Source organism: Colwellia sp. 75C3, assembly GCF_002836255.1.
Classification (GTDB): Bacteria; Pseudomonadota; Gammaproteobacteria; order Enterobacterales; family Alteromonadaceae; genus Colwellia.
Window position 1 is genome coordinate 253680 of record NZ_PJAU01000032.1, and the last position, 16621, is coordinate 270300.

The 16621-nt window shown below is 37.4% G+C and carries 11 protein-coding genes and 7 tRNA genes; 16 read left to right on the forward strand and 2 right to left on the reverse strand.

Going from position 1 to position 16621, the window contains the following annotated elements:
• Window positions 1–136 precede the first annotated feature (136 nt).
• From CXF85_RS03010 to CXF85_RS03060, 11 genes are all read left to right on the forward strand, one after another.
• Window positions 137–766: a 50S ribosomal protein L25/general stress protein Ctc gene (locus CXF85_RS03010; RefSeq protein ID WP_101227043.1), complete on the forward strand. Its 630-nt coding sequence runs from the start codon at window positions 137–139 to the stop codon at window positions 764–766.
• Between the two features lie 30 nt (window positions 767–796).
• The gene (gene pth, locus CXF85_RS03015; RefSeq protein WP_101227044.1) at window positions 797–1381 is read left to right on the forward strand and encodes an aminoacyl-tRNA hydrolase; all 585 of its coding nucleotides are present in this window, start codon (window positions 797–799) and stop codon (window positions 1379–1381) included.
• 49 nt (window positions 1382–1430) lie between these two features.
• Window positions 1431–2522 (forward strand): redox-regulated ATPase YchF, encoded by a 1092-nt coding sequence (ychF, locus tag CXF85_RS03020; RefSeq protein ID WP_101227045.1) that lies wholly within the window; start codon window positions 1431–1433, stop codon window positions 2520–2522.
• Window positions 2523–3011: 489 nt separating this feature from the next.
• On the forward strand, window positions 3012–3353 hold the full coding sequence (locus tag CXF85_RS03025) for a DUF3718 domain-containing protein (RefSeq protein WP_101227046.1): 342 nt from the start codon (window positions 3012–3014) through the stop codon (window positions 3351–3353).
• A gap of 205 nt (window positions 3354–3558) precedes the next feature.
• Window positions 3559–3635, forward strand: a tRNA-Met gene (locus CXF85_RS03030).
• Window positions 3636–3696: 61 nt separating this feature from the next.
• Window positions 3697–3781: transfer RNA gene (locus tag CXF85_RS03035), tRNA-Leu, on the forward strand.
• 46 nt (window positions 3782–3827) lie between these two features.
• Window positions 3828–3902: transfer RNA gene (locus CXF85_RS03040), tRNA-Gln, on the forward strand.
• Window positions 3903–3957: 55 nt separating this feature from the next.
• Window positions 3958–4032: transfer RNA gene (locus CXF85_RS03045), tRNA-Gln, on the forward strand.
• A gap of 193 nt (window positions 4033–4225) precedes the next feature.
• A tRNA-Leu gene (locus CXF85_RS03050) sits at window positions 4226–4310 on the forward strand.
• Between the two features lie 91 nt (window positions 4311–4401).
• Window positions 4402–4478: transfer RNA gene (locus tag CXF85_RS03055), tRNA-Met, on the forward strand.
• Between the two features lie 147 nt (window positions 4479–4625).
• A tRNA-Gln gene (locus CXF85_RS03060) sits at window positions 4626–4700 on the forward strand.
• 640 nt (window positions 4701–5340) lie between these two features.
• Here the strand turns inward: CXF85_RS03060 and CXF85_RS03070 are convergent.
• Both CXF85_RS03070 and CXF85_RS03075 read right to left on the reverse strand, forming a co-directional pair.
• Window positions 5341–6534: an FAD-dependent oxidoreductase gene (locus CXF85_RS03070; protein WP_101227047.1), complete on the reverse strand. Its 1194-nt coding sequence runs from the start codon at window positions 6532–6534 to the stop codon at window positions 5341–5343.
• A gap of 95 nt (window positions 6535–6629) precedes the next feature.
• The gene (locus CXF85_RS03075; protein WP_101227048.1) at window positions 6630–9845 is read right to left on the reverse strand and encodes an EAL domain-containing protein; all 3216 of its coding nucleotides are present in this window, start codon (window positions 9843–9845) and stop codon (window positions 6630–6632) included.
• 277 nt (window positions 9846–10122) lie between these two features.
• Here CXF85_RS03075 and CXF85_RS03080 point away from each other — a divergent pair, with 277 nt between their 5' ends.
• The 5 genes from CXF85_RS03080 (at window position 10123) to ybeY (ending at window position 16588) form a co-directional block, all read left to right on the forward strand.
• Window positions 10123–10605, forward strand: a complete 483-nt coding sequence (locus tag CXF85_RS03080; protein WP_101227049.1) for a hypothetical protein — start codon at window positions 10123–10125, stop codon at window positions 10603–10605.
• A complete protein-coding gene (locus CXF85_RS03085; protein WP_232771055.1) occupies window positions 10565–13369 on the forward strand; it encodes a ligand-binding sensor domain-containing protein in 2805 nt (934 codons plus the stop codon). Before CXF85_RS03080 ends, CXF85_RS03085 begins: the two co-directional genes overlap by 41 nt.
• A 149-nt stretch (window positions 13370–13518) precedes the next feature.
• Window positions 13519–14961, forward strand: a complete 1443-nt coding sequence (gene miaB, locus CXF85_RS03090) for a tRNA (N6-isopentenyl adenosine(37)-C2)-methylthiotransferase MiaB (protein WP_101227051.1) — start codon at window positions 13519–13521, stop codon at window positions 14959–14961.
• Between the two features lie 53 nt (window positions 14962–15014).
• Window positions 15015–16121 (forward strand): PhoH family protein, encoded by a 1107-nt coding sequence (locus tag CXF85_RS03095; protein WP_101227052.1) that lies wholly within the window; start codon window positions 15015–15017, stop codon window positions 16119–16121.
• Entirely contained in the window at window positions 16121–16588 is a 468-nt protein-coding gene (gene ybeY / locus CXF85_RS03100) for an rRNA maturation RNase YbeY (protein ID WP_101227053.1), read from the forward strand. The genes CXF85_RS03095 and ybeY overlap by 1 nt, the downstream gene beginning before the upstream one ends.
• Window positions 16589–16621: the final 33 nt, after the last annotated feature.

Sequence of the window (16621 nt, forward strand, 5' to 3'; positions counted from 1 at the left end):
GCTAGTTATTTATAACTACGCTTATCTATTAACTTAGATGTAATTTAGAGTAAAAATGGTGTCTCCTTGTTTTTGGTCGCAAAAAACAAGATATAATTTTTAAGTTTTTTAACTTATATAACAGAAGAGTATTAAAATGACTGATTTATTAACATTAGAAGCTGAAGTTCGTACTGATTTAGGGAAAGGTGCGAGCCGCCGCCTACGTCACGCGAACAAAGTTCCTGCTATCCTTTACGGTGAAAACGAAGAACCTATCTCTTTAACTTTAGAGCACAAAAATGTTTTCCGTGCTCAACAAGAAGAAGCGTTCTATACGCAAGTTTTAACTTTAAACATCGCTGGCAAGCCAGTTGAATGTTTAATTAAAGACATGCAACGTCACCCGTTCAAGCAAGTGGTAATGCACTTAGATTTCTTGCGCATTGATCCAAACCACGTTGTTCATGCAAACGCAGCTATTCACTTCACTAATGAAGATGAAGCAGCTAAAACTGGTGCGAACATTTCTCACCACATGAATGAAATCGCTATCACTTGTTTACCAAAAGACTTACCTGAGTTTATCGAAATTGACTTAGCTGGCCTTGAACTTGGTCAAACATTGCATTTATCAGATGTTATATTCCCAGCGGGCGTTACTTCTGACGAATTAGCTAAAGGCGAAGATCACGATCTAGCTGTAGTATCTGCTAATGCACCTAAAGCTGCTAAAGTAGCTGATGATGCAGAAGCTCCAGCAGCAGAAGCTCCAGCTGCTGAATAATAGTTAACATCATTTATAATATTATAAATAATGACTATTAAACTAATTGCGGGGCTGGGTAATCCTGGCTCCGAATATAGCAAAACACGCCACAATGCCGGTGTTTGGTTCGTAGAAGAACTAGCACGTAGCCACAACATTTCTCTCCGTCCCGAAAAAAAATACTCAGGTCTTTACGGTAAAGGCATGATTGCGGGAAACCTAGTCCACTTATTAATCCCCACGACCTTTATGAACCTTAGCGGTCAAGCCGTTGCTCCACTAGCTAATTTTTATAAAATAACAGTCGATGAAATATTGGTTGCCCATGATGAATTAGACATGCAACCTGGTATTTGTAAGATAAAAAAAGGTGGCGGACACGGTGGTCACAATGGCTTGCGCGATATTATCGCTCGTATGGCTAACAACAAAGATTTCTACCGCTTACGTATTGGCATTGATCATCCAGGTCATCGCGATAAAGTAACGGGTCATGTTTTGGGTAAAGCGCCCAAAGCCGAACAAGAAAAAATAGAACAAGCAATCGACGAAGCCAGTCGATGTTTTGATATTTGGTTAAAAGACGACTTAAAAAAAGCACAAAATCGCTTACACTCGTTTAAAGCCGAATAATTATACTCAAGTAAATACACGCTAGAAAATAATCAATAGGTAAAAAATTATGGGTTTTAAATGTGGTATCGTTGGCTTGCCTAACGTCGGTAAATCAACACTATTCAATGCACTTACTAAAGCAGGTATTGATGCGGCAAACTTCCCGTTCTGTACTATTGAGCCAAATACTGGCGTAGTACCAGTACCGGATCCTCGCTTAGATAAATTAACAGCCATAGTAAAACCTGAGCGTGTATTAGCAACAACAATGGAATTTGTCGATATTGCAGGTCTTGTTGCTGGTGCATCAAAAGGTGAAGGTTTAGGTAATAAATTTTTAGCTAACATTCGTGAAACTGATGCTATCGGTCACGTAGTTCGATGTTTTGACAATGACAACATTATTCATGTTGCAAACAAAGTTAGTCCTATTGATGATATCGAAGTAATTAATACTGAATTAGCTTTATCTGATATGGACACCGCAGAACGTGCCATTTTCCGTTTAGCCAAAAAAGCTAAAGGTGGAGATAAAGACGCAAAATTCGAAATGCCGGTATTAGAAAAAATATTAAAGCATGTTGAAGAAGGCCACATGGTACGTTCTTTAGAATTATCTAAAGAAGAAATAGCAGCCGTTGATTACTTGAACTTCTTAACAATTAAGCCAACGATGTATATTGCTAATGTTAATGATGATGGTTTTGAAAACAATCCATACCTTGACCAAGTTCAAGCCATAGCAGATGCCGAAGGCGCTATCGTTGTTGCCGTTTGTGCAGAGATCGAAAGCGAATTATCTGAAATGGATGATGAAGACCGTATTGAATTTATGGCTGAGATGGGCTTAGAAGAGCCAGGCCTAAATCGTGTTATCAATGCAGGTTATTCTTTATTGCACTTACAAACTTACTTTACTGCGGGTGTTAAAGAAGTTCGTGCATGGACAGTAAAACAAAATGCTACCGCCCCTCAAGCAGCCGGTGTAATTCATACTGATTTTGAGAAAGGCTTCATTCGTGCCGAAATAATTAGTTATGACGACTTTATTGAATTTAACGGTGAGTCCGGTGCTAAAGAAGCTGGCAAGTGGCGCTTAGAAGGTAAAGAGTATCGCGTAAAAGACGGCGACGTAATACACTTCCGCTTTAATGTATAAGTACCACTATTAAACATTAAATTGTTTCATGTCAAAAAGGCTCATCTACGATGGGCCTTTTTTGTGCCTGTTAAACGTTAATTTAAAAACCATCCCCATCACGTTTGTGATCTTGCTGTCCACAATAAATAAATGAGGGTAAGTCGCTCGGTTGAATAATCACAGACTATTAGTTTTGAGAGTTACACTGACGTGGAGTATTGCCCCCTGCACAAGGTCATAAAGGTTAATCAAATTGCTATACATCTAAATTGTAACCAGAATGTAATCCTCAAGTTCTTTTTCAGTTAATTTCGAACATCTCTGTAACAAACTCTTGTTTTAATTCTTTTTATCCATAAAATGCAAAGTGTTATAGCAAAGAAGCCTAGCCATATAATAAAAACACCTTACAAAATATTCTTACTAATGAATACAGGAACTAAGGTATTGGTCTACACTTTCTTTGTTGAATTTAACTCTACATCAAAACAATAATAAGGCGTAACAATGAAAAAAATTATTTTATTACCACTTTTATTAGCAACAACTGTCATCACTGCAACTCCGGCTAAAGCAGACAATATGTCTTTACGCATTTGTGAGTATGTCCAAGCAAATGATAAAAGTCGCTTAAGATCATTTTTAAAACAAAATAAACTAAAAATTCGTAATGTTTATGATGGACTAGAATGTAATGGCGATAATTTATTAATGTTTGCTGCTAAGTCTCAAGCATTAGAAGTCGGTGAATTCATCATTGGTAAGTTGCCAGCTAAAAAAGTGAAACCTGAAATAGATAACTTAGCAAAACACTCAGCTCATTTAGCTGAAGAAGCGAAAGAAAGATAAGCTTAGCTCCTTCATTATAAATACAAACGCATTACTCTTTTGAAAGGATAATGCGTTTTCTATCTTTTATTTGCATAGTTATCCGTCAAAATGCACAATCAATAGCCAAACAAATAAAAAGAACAACTTTTTTTAAAATAACTGTTGACGAAAGGCAAGTACCTCAGCATAATACGCCGCACTTGCTACAGAGCAGGTAGAGAAAGGCTACATAGCTCAGTTGGTTAGAGCACATCACTCATAATGATGGGGTCCCAGGTTCGAGTCCCGGTGTAGCCACCATTACTTCGGTATTTATACTTAAGTAATAAGAGTTCAAATCTCTTTAAAAATTTGAATGTATGCGGGTTTGGCGGAATTGGTAGACGCGCTGGATTTAGGTTCCAGTATCGCAAGATGTGAGAGTTCAAGTCTCTTGACCCGCACCATTTTAAAAGCAACGTAAGTTGCACATGTAAAAAGTAAGTACATTGCAGGGATATAGCCAAGCGGTAAGGCAGCGGGTTTTGATCCCGTCATTCAGAGGTTCAAATCCTCTTATCCCTGCCACTTTTTATCAACTAGTTTCTAGTTATAAAGAGTCTGTGATGTACATACCTCCTGGAGGGATATAGCCAAGCGGTAAGGCAGCGGGTTTTGATCCCGTCATTCAGAGGTTCAAATCCTCTTATCCCTGCCATTTTTTTTTAAAAAAAATGGTTGTAAGAGTTAAAACCTCTTAAAAAGTTTTATTGTATATACAGAGTTCAGTCTCTTTAAAAATTGGATGTATGCGGGTTTGGCGGAATTGGTAGACGCGCTCTTTTCTTATAAAGAGTAGGTTCCAGTAATGCACGATGCAAGAGCTCAGTCTCTATAAAAACTGAATGTATGCGGGTTTGGCGGAATTGGTAGACGCGCTGGATTTAGGTTCCAGTATCGCAAGATGTGAGAGTTCAAGTCTCTTGACCCGCACCATTTCAAATATCTAGTAAAAAATAAAACACCCATTATCTATCTAAATACTTTAAGCCCTGCTTATCGTTAGATAGTTATTTGTGTTTGTGAAGGCTACATAGCTCAGTTGGTTAGAGCACATCACTCATAATGATGGGGTCCCAGGTTCGAGTCCCGGTGTAGCCACCATTTTTACCTCGGTAAAAATAATTTGAAGTATTGATTTCCACGTTACTTCAAAATCCTAGTAAATTTTATTAACACCTCCTATCGCTATTAAACACTTAAGCTCTGCTTATGTTAGATAGTTATAAATATAAAAAGTAAGTACATTGCAGGGATATAGCCAAGCGGTAAGGCAGCGGGTTTTGATCCCGTCATTCAGAGGTTCAAATCCTCTTATCCCTGCCACTTTTTATATGGTCGTTAGCTTAGGCTCTAATATCGAAAAATATGATAGTTCCAATATCTTAATCCGCATCATTTCAAATACCTATTAAAATAAAATCTACTAAATATCCCCTACTAGCTCAAATATTTTAAGCAACAGCTTATATTACATAGTCGTTAGGCATGTCAGTTCAGCCATCATAAAAAAGATAGTCTATACCCGCTCCACTTGAAGATGCTCGTTTCAGGAAACCTGAGCGAATCATAATCAAGGCACATTTTTTTGTTAAGGGTCACTCCCTTAAAAACAAATGTAACGACGAGTATTTTTTGCTTAGGCCTCCCCAAAGGGCTGGTTTATAAACGCTTTATGCTGCGTTATTCATTTCGACAATAGAATAACTATTCTCTTCAATCAATGCCTTGCCTAAAGGCGTTTATAATTCCAGCTGAAACCTGCATCTTCAAGAGGAACGGGTATAGATACCTGCTTCTTATATTTTCCAATTATTGTTTTTATCTAATCGCTCGTTATAACTGCAGACTCAAAGGCGAGTGCTATTTATAGTGCTATAAAAAGCGATTCCAGTATTGATTTAATAATGTGAGGGTTCAACTCCCCCGAAAGGGAAAAACCTTTATTTATCTCACTGTGACTTAGCTATAAACCACAAGCATAAGCAAGTGCTTTATTTTTTATCGTGCTGTTTAGGAAGGGGACTTTATTGACAGCTAATAACGCTATGTTACGTGCAACCTTAATCAATGGAGATGGGTGACTAAAACTGGCGTATAACGCGTCCATGGTAGACATCATAAGTAAGTTCTCTTTACGCCTCATTTGTTCATAGCGTGCCAGTACACTTTCATCATGCCACACTTCACCATTGCCAATGGCAGCCGCGATAACATGCTGTAAGGCCAGGACATCTTTAAAACCTAAATTGACTCCCTGCCCTGCCATTGGGTTAATAGTGTGAGCCGCATCGCCTAATAACAAGACTTGCTTATTCTGATAAGTATTCGCATGTCGACGTGTTAACGGAAAATCACCTTTGCCAAGGACCTTAATGTCACCCAACTGTTTTGGAAATGACTTGAGGATTTCTTGTTGTAGCTGGCTATTAGATAACGAGGCTAGTCGGGTAATTTCATCACGTTGATGATACAAAACTAAAGAGGCATAACCGCCTAAAGGGCTTTTCCCGGGTAGTGGTAAAAAAGCGACCGGACCTGTTGGGGAAAATTGTTGCCAAGTAATGTCTTGTTGAGACATTGACGTTTCGACATTGATCAACATAGCTGATTGTTGATAATCCCACCCTGTCATGCCAATAGCTGACATTTCTCTTACTTTAGATTGCGCACCATCAGCGCCAATAACAAGCTTTGCCGTTAACGTATTATTGCTTAGTGTTAACGTTGCCTTGTTATTATCTTGCTCTAGGGCAATTAAAGTCTCTGGACAGAAGGTACGAATATTACTCATGCCCGTTATCTGTTGCCATAATGCAAGTTGAATCAAACGATTTTCAACGATGTGTCCTAAGTGACTTTGCTCAATGTCATCGGCATTAAACTCAGTGTAAGCACTTTCGTGCTCCCAAACACCTAAACGTTTATAAGGACAAGTACGCCACTGCTGAACTTGTTGCCAAGCGCCAACTTGGCTGAGTAAGTTTTGTGACGCTAAAGAAATAGCAGATACACGTAAATCAAGCGCTTGCTCTGTTGAGAAGTCTTTTGGGGTGAATTTCTCCACCAAAGCAACCTGTAAACCAAGTTGTGCTAAGGTCAGCGCACTTGCTGCACCAACCATACCACCACCCACAACGACACAATCAAAATGTTCCATACTTTAGCGTTCACAACAAAATCGGAATAGGCTGTTATTTTACCCAAGCACAAAGGTAATTTCGACCCATTTATCGTTTTATCACTTTATTAGTATCAAGCTAACCAATTAGGTGGGCTACCTGCTTGCTGACAAAAAACAATCAACTCTGCAGCGGCTATCGGCTTTGAAATCAAATATCCCTGGCCATAATCACAGCCTAATGAACGTAAATAATCATAATGCTGTTGCGTTTCTATTCCTTCACCTACAAGTTTTAACGATAAACTGTGTCCAATTAACACGACCGCCTCAACTAAGCTTGCATCTGTTTTATCGTCAATTGCTCCTTCAATAAAAGAGCGGTCAATTTTTAAAACGTCGATAGGAAAATGTTTTAGATAACTTAGCGATGAATAGCCGGTACCAAAATCATCCATATGAATCGCCACCCCTAAACTTCTTATTTCTTGCAGCGTAGTGATCATTTCTTGAGAATTATCCATTAATAAACTCTCTGTAATTTCAACTTTTAAGAATGATGCTTCAATATTATTCGTTTTCAACGCTGTATTTATTATTTCTTTGATTGGCGTTTGGCTAGTTTGCTTACATTGACGACTAGATACATTCACGGCTACTTGAATTTTTAGCCCAAGATCATGCCAATGTCTTAAATCAGCACATGCTTGTTCGATGACCCATTGTCCAATTGGCTCAATTAAGCCCGTCTCTTCCGCTATTTCGATAAAGTCATCAGGAAAAATTAAGCCCTTATTAGGGTGCTGCCAACGAATAAGAGCTTCAACACCAAAAATTTCCCCATTATCAAGCGACACAACAGGTTGATAATGTAAAACAAACTCTTGTTGTTTGATTGCAAGCCTCAACGCTTGTTCAATGTACATTCGCTTACTTACGGTTTCATTCATACTTTTGGTAAAAAATTGGTAGGTATTACGCCCTGCTGCTTTTGCTTGATACATCGCGGTATCAGCATTTTTAAGCAGTAACTCAACATTTTCACCATCGCTGGGACCAAGAGTGAGCCCGATACTGGCAGAAATAACAGCTTCGTTATTACCACTTAGATGAAAAGGCATAGATAAAGTGGCTAGAATGTTTTTAACTACTCGCTCAATGGCAAAACGGTTAGACAAGCCCACCAATAGCACGACAAACTCATCACCACCAAAACGGGCTACTGTATCTTTTTCTCGAATGCAGCTTTTTAATCGAATAGCTGCAATCTTGAGTAGCTCATCACCACTGTTATGACCCCAAGTATCGTTGACATTTTTAAATCGATCTAAATCAATAAACAGCAAGGCAGCTTCGCCATCGTGAATCTGTATATGGTCAAGTTCACTCTGTAACCTTTCTAGACATAGATTACGATTAGGTAGTCCGGTTAATGAATCATAATTCGCTTGTAGCCAAATATCTTCTTCGTATCTTTTATGTTTAGTAATATCTGAAAATAAGCTTATATATTGAATGGGTTTTTTATTTTTGTCTCTAACGACAGATATAGCCAAAAACTCAGGATAAATCTCACCATTTTTACGCTTATTCCAGATTTCGCCCTGCCAGCAATTGTCTTGCTCAAGGGCTTGCCACATTAGTTGATAAAAACGGCTGTCGTGTCTGCCCGAATTAAGTATATTGGGTGATTTACCTAATACTTCGTCTATCGAATAACCACTGATTTGACAAAATGCTGGGTTGACTGTTTCAATCTCATTATTGGCATTTGTGATCATAATTGCTTCTGACGCATACTTGAAAACTGCCGCTGAAACTTTCTGCTCTCCTTCTGATTTGCTTCTTTCTGCTAACATTTGATTAAAGGCAATCACCATGTCAGTTATTTCATCATTTCCTCTGATCAGTAGGGGCTGGTTAAATTTATGTTCGAGCTGCATGGTTGTCATTGCGCTACTAATATATTTAATTTTTTTAATGATGCGCTTAACCGCTAAGAAAGAAAAATACAGCGTGGTAACAAAGACCAAAATAAAAATGGCTAAATAGAGTACTAGCCGCTCAATCGCTTTTTGCTCTTCATAGTTTGCTAATCGTTGTATATCAGAACGAATGTGAATACTTATCTCTCTTAGGTTATCAATTCGTTGTGAAGATAACTGCCACCAACTTTCAGCATCGATATCTAGCTCATTGCGTTGTAATTGCTTTATTGCTGCAACAGCTCGACTGTCATCAATACGCACTTCATCATCTATTTGCTCTGCATGACTGCCTTTTTGTCTTGATGAACTTGCCAATAAAATATGCTGATGGTATCGATTAATCGTTTTTTCGATGGTAGCAATAGCGACTTTATCATTGTCCGTTAAATTGCTAATTTGATTGAAGGTCACTATATAATTCTTAGTTATAGTTAGTCCTTTTAAAAAGCTTTCGAGGTAAGTCGCTTCACCTCTTAATATATAGTTTTTAAAATGATGTATTAAGCCACCGTAGCCTAATTCACGCTCTATCCGTGCAAGCTGTTCCGCACGAATTAATTTTTTATTAAGTAATTCTCTAATCACTAAAACGTTCTGATTACTCTCTGATTTAAGCTGCCGTTTTAACCATAGTTGGTGATGTGATTGTGATGCTGAAAATAAGTCATTAATGAGTTTAGTTTGTTCATTACCATAAAAGACAACCTGTTGCAGCTGGGTTACATGCAATTGTTCTGCGTTTAATAAAGCGTTTAATGCTCCGCGCTCTTGTCCTGATTTTTCTTGCAAGTAGAGTAAGTTAAGTAAGTCGACACTATCACGATTCTGTTCGGTATTTTTGAGTTGCACTTGTATTTGTGAGATTAATCGTAATAACTGATCAATAAACCCAGAGTAGTAAGAAAAATAACTATCAGACACATAACCATCAAGTTTTTTGCGCTGTTCTGCTAGGTTTTTAATATTTACTAAACCATCTTGTAACACTTTATCAATCGCATCTAGGCTAGTAACACTATTAAACTTTAATTTTTTTAGTTTCAGATTTTGAACAAAGTCGACATAGTGTTTTACCTGTAAATCTGTCTGTTTTCTTTGTTTTTTCAATTGAAATAACTGTGCCGGGTTGGCGGTGACAATAATACCTGCAGATAGACCACGCTCTTTTTGCAGCTCATAAATTAACTTATCAATATCACTCGAAATAGCTATCGACAAACTCGCTTGACGTGCCTGTTGAATATCATGTAAATAATCAATGGTATGGCTAATGCCAAGGCATAATATGATTAGCCAAGGTAATAATAAGAAAATCTTTAATCGCGCACGAATAGTGAGATCACAAGCAAATTTATCGAACATTACAATAGATGTCCTTATCTTAGAGTAAAAGGAAACAGCAAGGTATTTTGAACGAATGCTAACACAGGCCTTAAATCAGGAATTTGTTTGATATCAATATAGTCAGACAATCCTTGTTTAGCGTTAGATTTCAGTTATAGTAAAGCGCCAAGGCATTGAAGCTCATAGAAAATATGAGTTTCTTTACAGGGAAAGGTTACTTCTAAGTTAAGTTGTCACCTTTACAGGTATATCTAATAGTCACTAAAACTATTTAACTAATCATCAAGGAAGCACTATGTCTGCACTATCACAGAAATCAATCACGGAAAATTTTACCGAAGAAAAACGCTTAAGTAAGGATCTTAATTTAATATATGATTTTACTGAAAAGCCTAATCGTACAAATTTAAAAGCAAAGAGTGATAGAGCGGTTGTTGCCAAGCTACGTGCTGACTTAGTATTGCCTAACGATAAAATTTTAACGGTAGATATAGATTTTGATAGTACAAGCGGATACCATAACAACACTATGTTGGTTATGGATGACTTTGGTGTTGAGATGCTAGTCACTGCCTTCGCAGTAAAATACGGCCAGCAATTTGCTGATAAGATATCTAACGCTTGGGCAGAGAAAAAACATCAAAATGATCCTCGAAAACCTACTTACTTGCTGGTACAAAAGCCGACAATTGATGATGGTATCCCGAACGTTTTTGTCGCCTGTGGTGATAAAGACCATGATACGGGTAATAACATCAAGCCAAAAAGTATCGTTTAGCGCTTGTTTACTTAAAACATCCAAGGCTAAGTGCATTGTTTTTGTATCTCTTAGCCTTTTCTTAATGTCATTTTCCAGTTATGGGTATAACTCATCCCCCTTAAGTACATACAGTAATATAACAAAAATAGCACAAGATAAACGCGGTTTCGTTTGGCTTGCTGGGCAACAAGGTTTAACACGTGTTGATGCCAATGCTAACATTACTTTCTCGCTTAACAATCAAGAGTGGCCTCTGCCCTATTCTTGGATTCATGATATAAGCCTCATTGACGACCAACTTCTTCTTGCTACAGAAACTCACGGTTTATGGTTATTTGATACTCGTACCGGTAAAGCTGAGAATATCCCCGCTGATATCCCAAGACAAAGTCATTACAACGCAGTAATGTTTAAAGAAAATTTTTATATCAACGCACCAAATAAGCTTTATCGTTATGACCCTATTGATAAAAAAACACATGTTATTAGCCATGATATAATAATCAGTAACCTTGTTCATAACCAAAACCACCTCTACATAGCGAATAACGAAGGCTTATTTCAGCTGCAAGGCGAGACACTTAAACAAGTTATTAATGGTCATATAACGAGCCTAGTAGCACTATCAGATGCAATAATAGCGATTACACCTGATAAAATTTATCGACTATCTGATGATGGGCAGCTTTCGAGTATCAAACACAGTGAAAAAATATACTCCCTAACAAAAGCCTTCCATAATGATAATTTCTTTACTATTAGTAATACCGGTAAAGTTAATAAATACAATGGTACTTCATTATTAACCTTGCCCCACCATTATGGTGATAGTGAGCCAGTACGTCTTAGAAGTACCTTTCATGATGCTTCAGGTGTGTTATGGCTAGTTAGCAGCCACGGAGTTGAGAAACTTAATGAAAACTATATAACCAATCATGAAGTTATTTTTGATATTCCAATCAATGCTAATGAAATAACATTATTTGATAATGAAATAATTATTGGCAGCTATGGCGCTGGTTTACAAAACTTCTTAAAGCCTGTATTTGACCCAAATATTAATGTTGATTTTACCAAAGCAGGCTTGAAAATATTTGACGTACTAGAGATCAATCAAAAGCTATATATTGGCAGTAAAGATGGCTTATGGCTTTATGATAAAAGCTCAAAAAAAGTAACTAAACTGGATGCTGTTGCGGATAAACTCATTTTAAAGTTAGAGCATAAAAAAAATTTACTCTATATCACCACTAATTATCACGGTCTTTATATCTATGATCTAAGTACTGAGAAGGTAATTAAGCACATTAGTGTTGCAGATGGTTTACCTAATACAGAAGTTATTGATGTGCTGCCTTTAGATACTGGCATACTTTGGATTGCATCTATCAATAACATTAGCCTTTATCAGCCTCTGCTTAATAAAGTCATCACCTTAATTACGCCAAATAAAAGTAAGGTTATTTCTTTTGTTTACACCGATAACAAAATTTTTGCTTCAACGCTCGGCGATGGCATATTAGTATTCAATCAACAAGGTGACTTATTAGCTCAACTATCTCAAGGCCATAGTTTCACCGAGATGATATTATTTAATGGTGAGATATGGGCTTCAGGAAAACCTGGTTTATATCGGATATCACCAAAAAACTATCAAGTGACCATGATAGAAAATACTCAGCAATATTCTTTTGTCAGCAGTATGGTAGTCAAAGATGGAACGCTTTATGCCATTCATTACAGTGGTGTACTCGCCCTCAACCTATCAGAACAAAAACAATTTAATCCGAACGTTATCATTAGTAAAACCACCATTTCTGGTAAATCTTACTTACTCAATAAAACAATCGAAATAGAAAGTGGCAATGATGTTATCACGCTTAATTTAGCCAGCTTAGACTACCGTCCTGGACTAGAAAAGCAGTATCAGTATCGAATTAACACTAACCCATGGCAGAAAATTAGTAATAACCAGCTAACCTTAACTGGCCTTGCTTCTGGTCATTATAATATTGAAATCATGGCAACTAATAGCTTAGGGCAATGGAGTGATATAAAAGCCTATACTGAGATTAGGGTCGCCTATCCATGGTATTGGACAATCGAGCTGAGAATTCTTTATACCTTATTGGTATTTTTTATCGTGCTATTGACTGCTTGGTTATTATTTTTGCGAACAAAATCAATTAAACATATTCATAATTTGCTCAAAGATGACATGAGAAATTACGGTAAACTGATGAATACTATTCAACGTAATTTACTACTGACTTCTTCCTCGCTAGCAAACAATGAATTAGAGCAAAGTAAGCAGTTAATTGAGAAGAGTTTATTGGTACTTAAAGAAAGGATTAATGCGCAAGAGCCCGATAACCTTGCCGGTAAAACCTTAAGCATTGCTATTCCTTTTTTAGCTGACTATGTCCAAAGTAAATACGAAGTTAAATTACACTATACCCTTGATGATAAAGTCGACGATTTAAATTATGAGCTCAGAGCTAATGTATATAAAGTCATCTTTGAAGCCCTTATGTCTGCCATATTCAAGAGTGAAGTTAAAAACTTTAGCTTAACCTTGCAAGAGGTCAAACAAAAACTATGGCTGACAGTTAATAGCGATAATGACTCTTTTAGCCAACTTAATAGTAAAATTAATTTCGACTTAGCGAGTTATACTATCCGTCAAATTACCACTAAGCACCATGCCTCGCTTAATACTTTTGATAATGATGACGGCAGTAGTCAGCTGGTTATTAGCTTCCCATTAATGACCTTAAATTAGGCTATTTCCTTCTCAATAAAAAATATAATGAAGACATTTACTTATTCATTCGAAATTAGCGGCTATTTGGTATAAAATACGCCTCCTTTTATCTGTAGGGGACATGTTTAGGCATTTCCCGTATAAAATCGCGTGTGAAGAGTAAAGTAATGAGTAAAAAGTTATATATCAAAACTTGGGGCTGTCAGATGAACGAGTATGACTCGCAGAAGATGGCAGAATTGTTGGATTCAACTCATGGTTTCTCGTTGGTTGAAGAAGCGGAACAAGCTGATGTTATTTTGCTTAATACTTGCTCCATTCGTGAGAAAGCGCAAGAAAAAGTATTTCATCAACTAGGTCGTTGGAAAAATCTTAAAGATAAAAAACCTGAATTACTGATTGGTGTTGGTGGTTGTGTCGCCTCACAAGAAGGTGATTCTATTCGTAAGCGTGCGCCTTTTGTTGATATGATTTTTGGTCCGCAAACACTACATCGCTTACCTGAAATGTTAAACCAGCTACAACATTCAAAAAGCCCAATCATTGACGTAAGCTTTCCAGAAATTGAAAAGTTTGACCGCTTACCTGAGCCTAAAGCTGACGGTGCTAGTGCTTTTGTTTCTATCATGGAAGGTTGTAGTAAATATTGTACTTTCTGTGTAGTACCTTACACACGTGGCGAAGAAGTAAGTCGCCCTCTTGATGACGTACTATACGAAATAGCGCAACTAGCAGAGCAAGGTGTACGTGAAGTAAACTTACTCGGTCAAAATGTTAACGCTTATCGTGGTGCAACACACGATGATATTATTTGCCGCTTTGCTGATTTGGTACGCTTAGTTGCTACCATAGATGGTATCGACCGTATTCGTTATACCACCTCTCATCCGGTTGAGTTTACTGACGATATTATTGAAGCCTATGCTGATATCCCTGAATTAGTAAATCACTTACATCTTCCCGTTCAAAGTGGTTGTGACCGCATTCTAACGCAAATGAAACGTGGCCATACTGCCATTGAATATAAATCTCAAGTACGTAAGTTGAAGAAAGTACGTCCTGAGTTATCTATGTCTTCTGATTTCATTATCGGTTTCCCTGGTGAAAGCGATGAAGACTTTACCGACACGATGGACCTAATTAAAGCCGTTGATTTTGACTTAAGTTTTAGCTTTATCTATAGCGCTCGTCCAGGTACACCAGCAGCGGATTTACCTGATGATATTAGTGACCAAACTAAGAAAGATCGTTTAAAGCTACTACAAGACCAAATAACACACCAAGCATTACGCATTGCCAGACAAATGCTTAATACAGAACAACGTGTTCTTGTTGAAGGTCCTTCTAGAAAAAACCCGATGGAATTACGTGGTAAAACAGAAAATAACCGTACGGTTAACTTTGTTGCCCCACATAGCGTTATTGGCCAATTTGTCGATATCAAAATTACTGATGTAGTTGCCAACTCTTTACGTGGTGAATTAGTCAGAGAAGAAAAAGATATGGGGTTACGAATTGCCCATTCTCCTGCTGATATTTTGGCAAATAATCACCACACAACAACAGCAAGTAATCTTGACGAGTTAGGTGTTGGTACTTTTACGCCATAACAGTCTTTTAAAGACTTTATTAACACGATTAATTTACTAAAGCGGAAATAAATTTGACGACACCAACGACTAAACTAACCAAAGAAGTTTTCAGTTTGACACCTGTAGACAACCATAGACAAGCCAATTTATGCGGCCCTATGGACGATAACTTAAAGACTATTGAACGCCGCTTAGGTGTTGAGATAAGTTACCGTGGCCATGAGTTTACTGTCGTTGGTAAACCGAAAAATAGTCAGTCCGTTGTTCTCATTCTAAAAGACCTTTATCTTGAAAGCCAAATAGTTAAAGGGGAAGGCAAGATAATAACCCCTGAAATGGTACATTTAGCCATTTTAGAAGCTGATTGTCTTGAGCAAGAACAGCTTAGCGATAAAGTATCATCGAAATCCAGTGGTCAAGTAGATGATCAGTTAGGCAAGAAATTTGATGATATGGTTACCATTAAAACCAAACGTGGTGTTGTTAAACCACGCAATGGTAATCAACAAGACTACGTACAAAACATAATTACCAGTGATATTAGTTTTGGTGTCGGTGTGGCTGGTACAGGTAAAACATACTTAGCAGTTGCCTGTGCGGTAGATGCATTAGAACGTCAAGAAGTTCGTCGAATTTTACTCACCCGACCTGCTGTAGAAGCGGGTGAAAAATTAGGTTTTTTACCTGGTGATTTATCACAAAAGATAGATCCTTATTTAAGACCGCTTTATGATGCTCTTTTTGAAATGCTTGGCTTTGAACGAGTCGAAAAACTAATAGAACGCAATGTTATCGAAATTGCACCACTAGCTTATATGCGTGGTAGAACCCTTAATGACGCCTTTATTATTTTAGATGAAAGTCAAAATACTACCGTAGAACAAATGAAAATGTTTCTAACGCGTATTGGCTTCAACTCTCGTGCTGTTATTACCGGTGATATTACCCAAGTGGATTTACCTCGCCATCAAACGTCAGGGCTTCGTCATGCGATTGAAGTTTTACAAGATATCAATGGTATTAGTTTCAATTTTTTCCAGTCTAAAGACGTCGTTCGTCACCCGGTAGTTGCCCGCGTTATTGACGCCTACGATAGCCATGATCAAAAAGTTAATAGACAAAATCAAGAAAAAAAGCAGGCTAAACAAGCAAACAATGATAAGAGTGATTTAAGCTAATGGCTCATGTAATCGACCTTCAAATTGCCTGCACTCCAACAGAATTACCTACTGAAGAACAATTTCAACTATGGGTTGATACGGCTTTAGCCGAAGTAAGTAGTAAGCCTAGCCTCGATTTTGAACTCACCATTCGCTTGGTCAATAATGAAGAAAGCCAACAGTTGAATAATCAATACAGAGGAAAAGATAAGCCAACCAATGTATTATCATTTCCTTTTGAAGTACCTGATGGTATTGAACTTAACCTATTAGGCGATTTGATTATTTGCATTGAAGTAATGCAGCAAGAAGCTCAAGAACAAAATAAAGCCTTGTTTGAACATTGGGCTCACCTTGTAATTCATGGTTGCTTGCATTTAGTAGGTTTTGATCATATAAATGACGATGAAGCTCTGGAAATGGAATCTATTGAGATTTCCATTTTACAGAAACTAGGGATTGACAATCCTTATTTAGAACAATAAGTTATTACTTTTGAAAGATAAGTCATAATGATA

Bases quoted from the DNA above. Each gene is read 5' to 3' on its own strand.
- CXF85_RS03070 (WP_101227047.1), bottom strand. From the start codon at position 6,534: ATGGAACATTTTGATTGTGTCGTTGTGGGTGGTGGTATGGTTGGTGCA.
- ychF (WP_101227045.1), top strand. From the start codon at position 1,431: ATGGGTTTTAAATGTGGTATCGTTGGCTTGCCTAACGTCGGTAAATCA.
- CXF85_RS03075 (WP_101227048.1), bottom strand. From the start codon at position 9,845: ATGTTCGATAAATTTGCTTGTGATCTCACTATTCGTGCGCGATTAAAG.
- miaB (WP_101227051.1), top strand. From the start codon at position 13,519: ATGAGTAAAAAGTTATATATCAAAACTTGGGGCTGTCAGATGAACGAG.
- ybeY (WP_101227053.1), top strand. From the start codon at position 16,121: ATGGCTCATGTAATCGACCTTCAAATTGCCTGCACTCCAACAGAATTA.
- CXF85_RS03010 (WP_101227043.1), top strand. From the start codon at position 137: ATGACTGATTTATTAACATTAGAAGCTGAAGTTCGTACTGATTTAGGG.
- pth (WP_101227044.1), top strand. From the start codon at position 797: ATGACTATTAAACTAATTGCGGGGCTGGGTAATCCTGGCTCCGAATAT.
- CXF85_RS03085 (WP_232771055.1), top strand. From the start codon at position 10,565: ATGATACGGGTAATAACATCAAGCCAAAAAGTATCGTTTAGCGCTTGT.
- CXF85_RS03080 (WP_101227049.1), top strand. From the start codon at position 10,123: ATGTCTGCACTATCACAGAAATCAATCACGGAAAATTTTACCGAAGAA.
- CXF85_RS03025 (WP_101227046.1), top strand. From the start codon at position 3,012: ATGAAAAAAATTATTTTATTACCACTTTTATTAGCAACAACTGTCATC.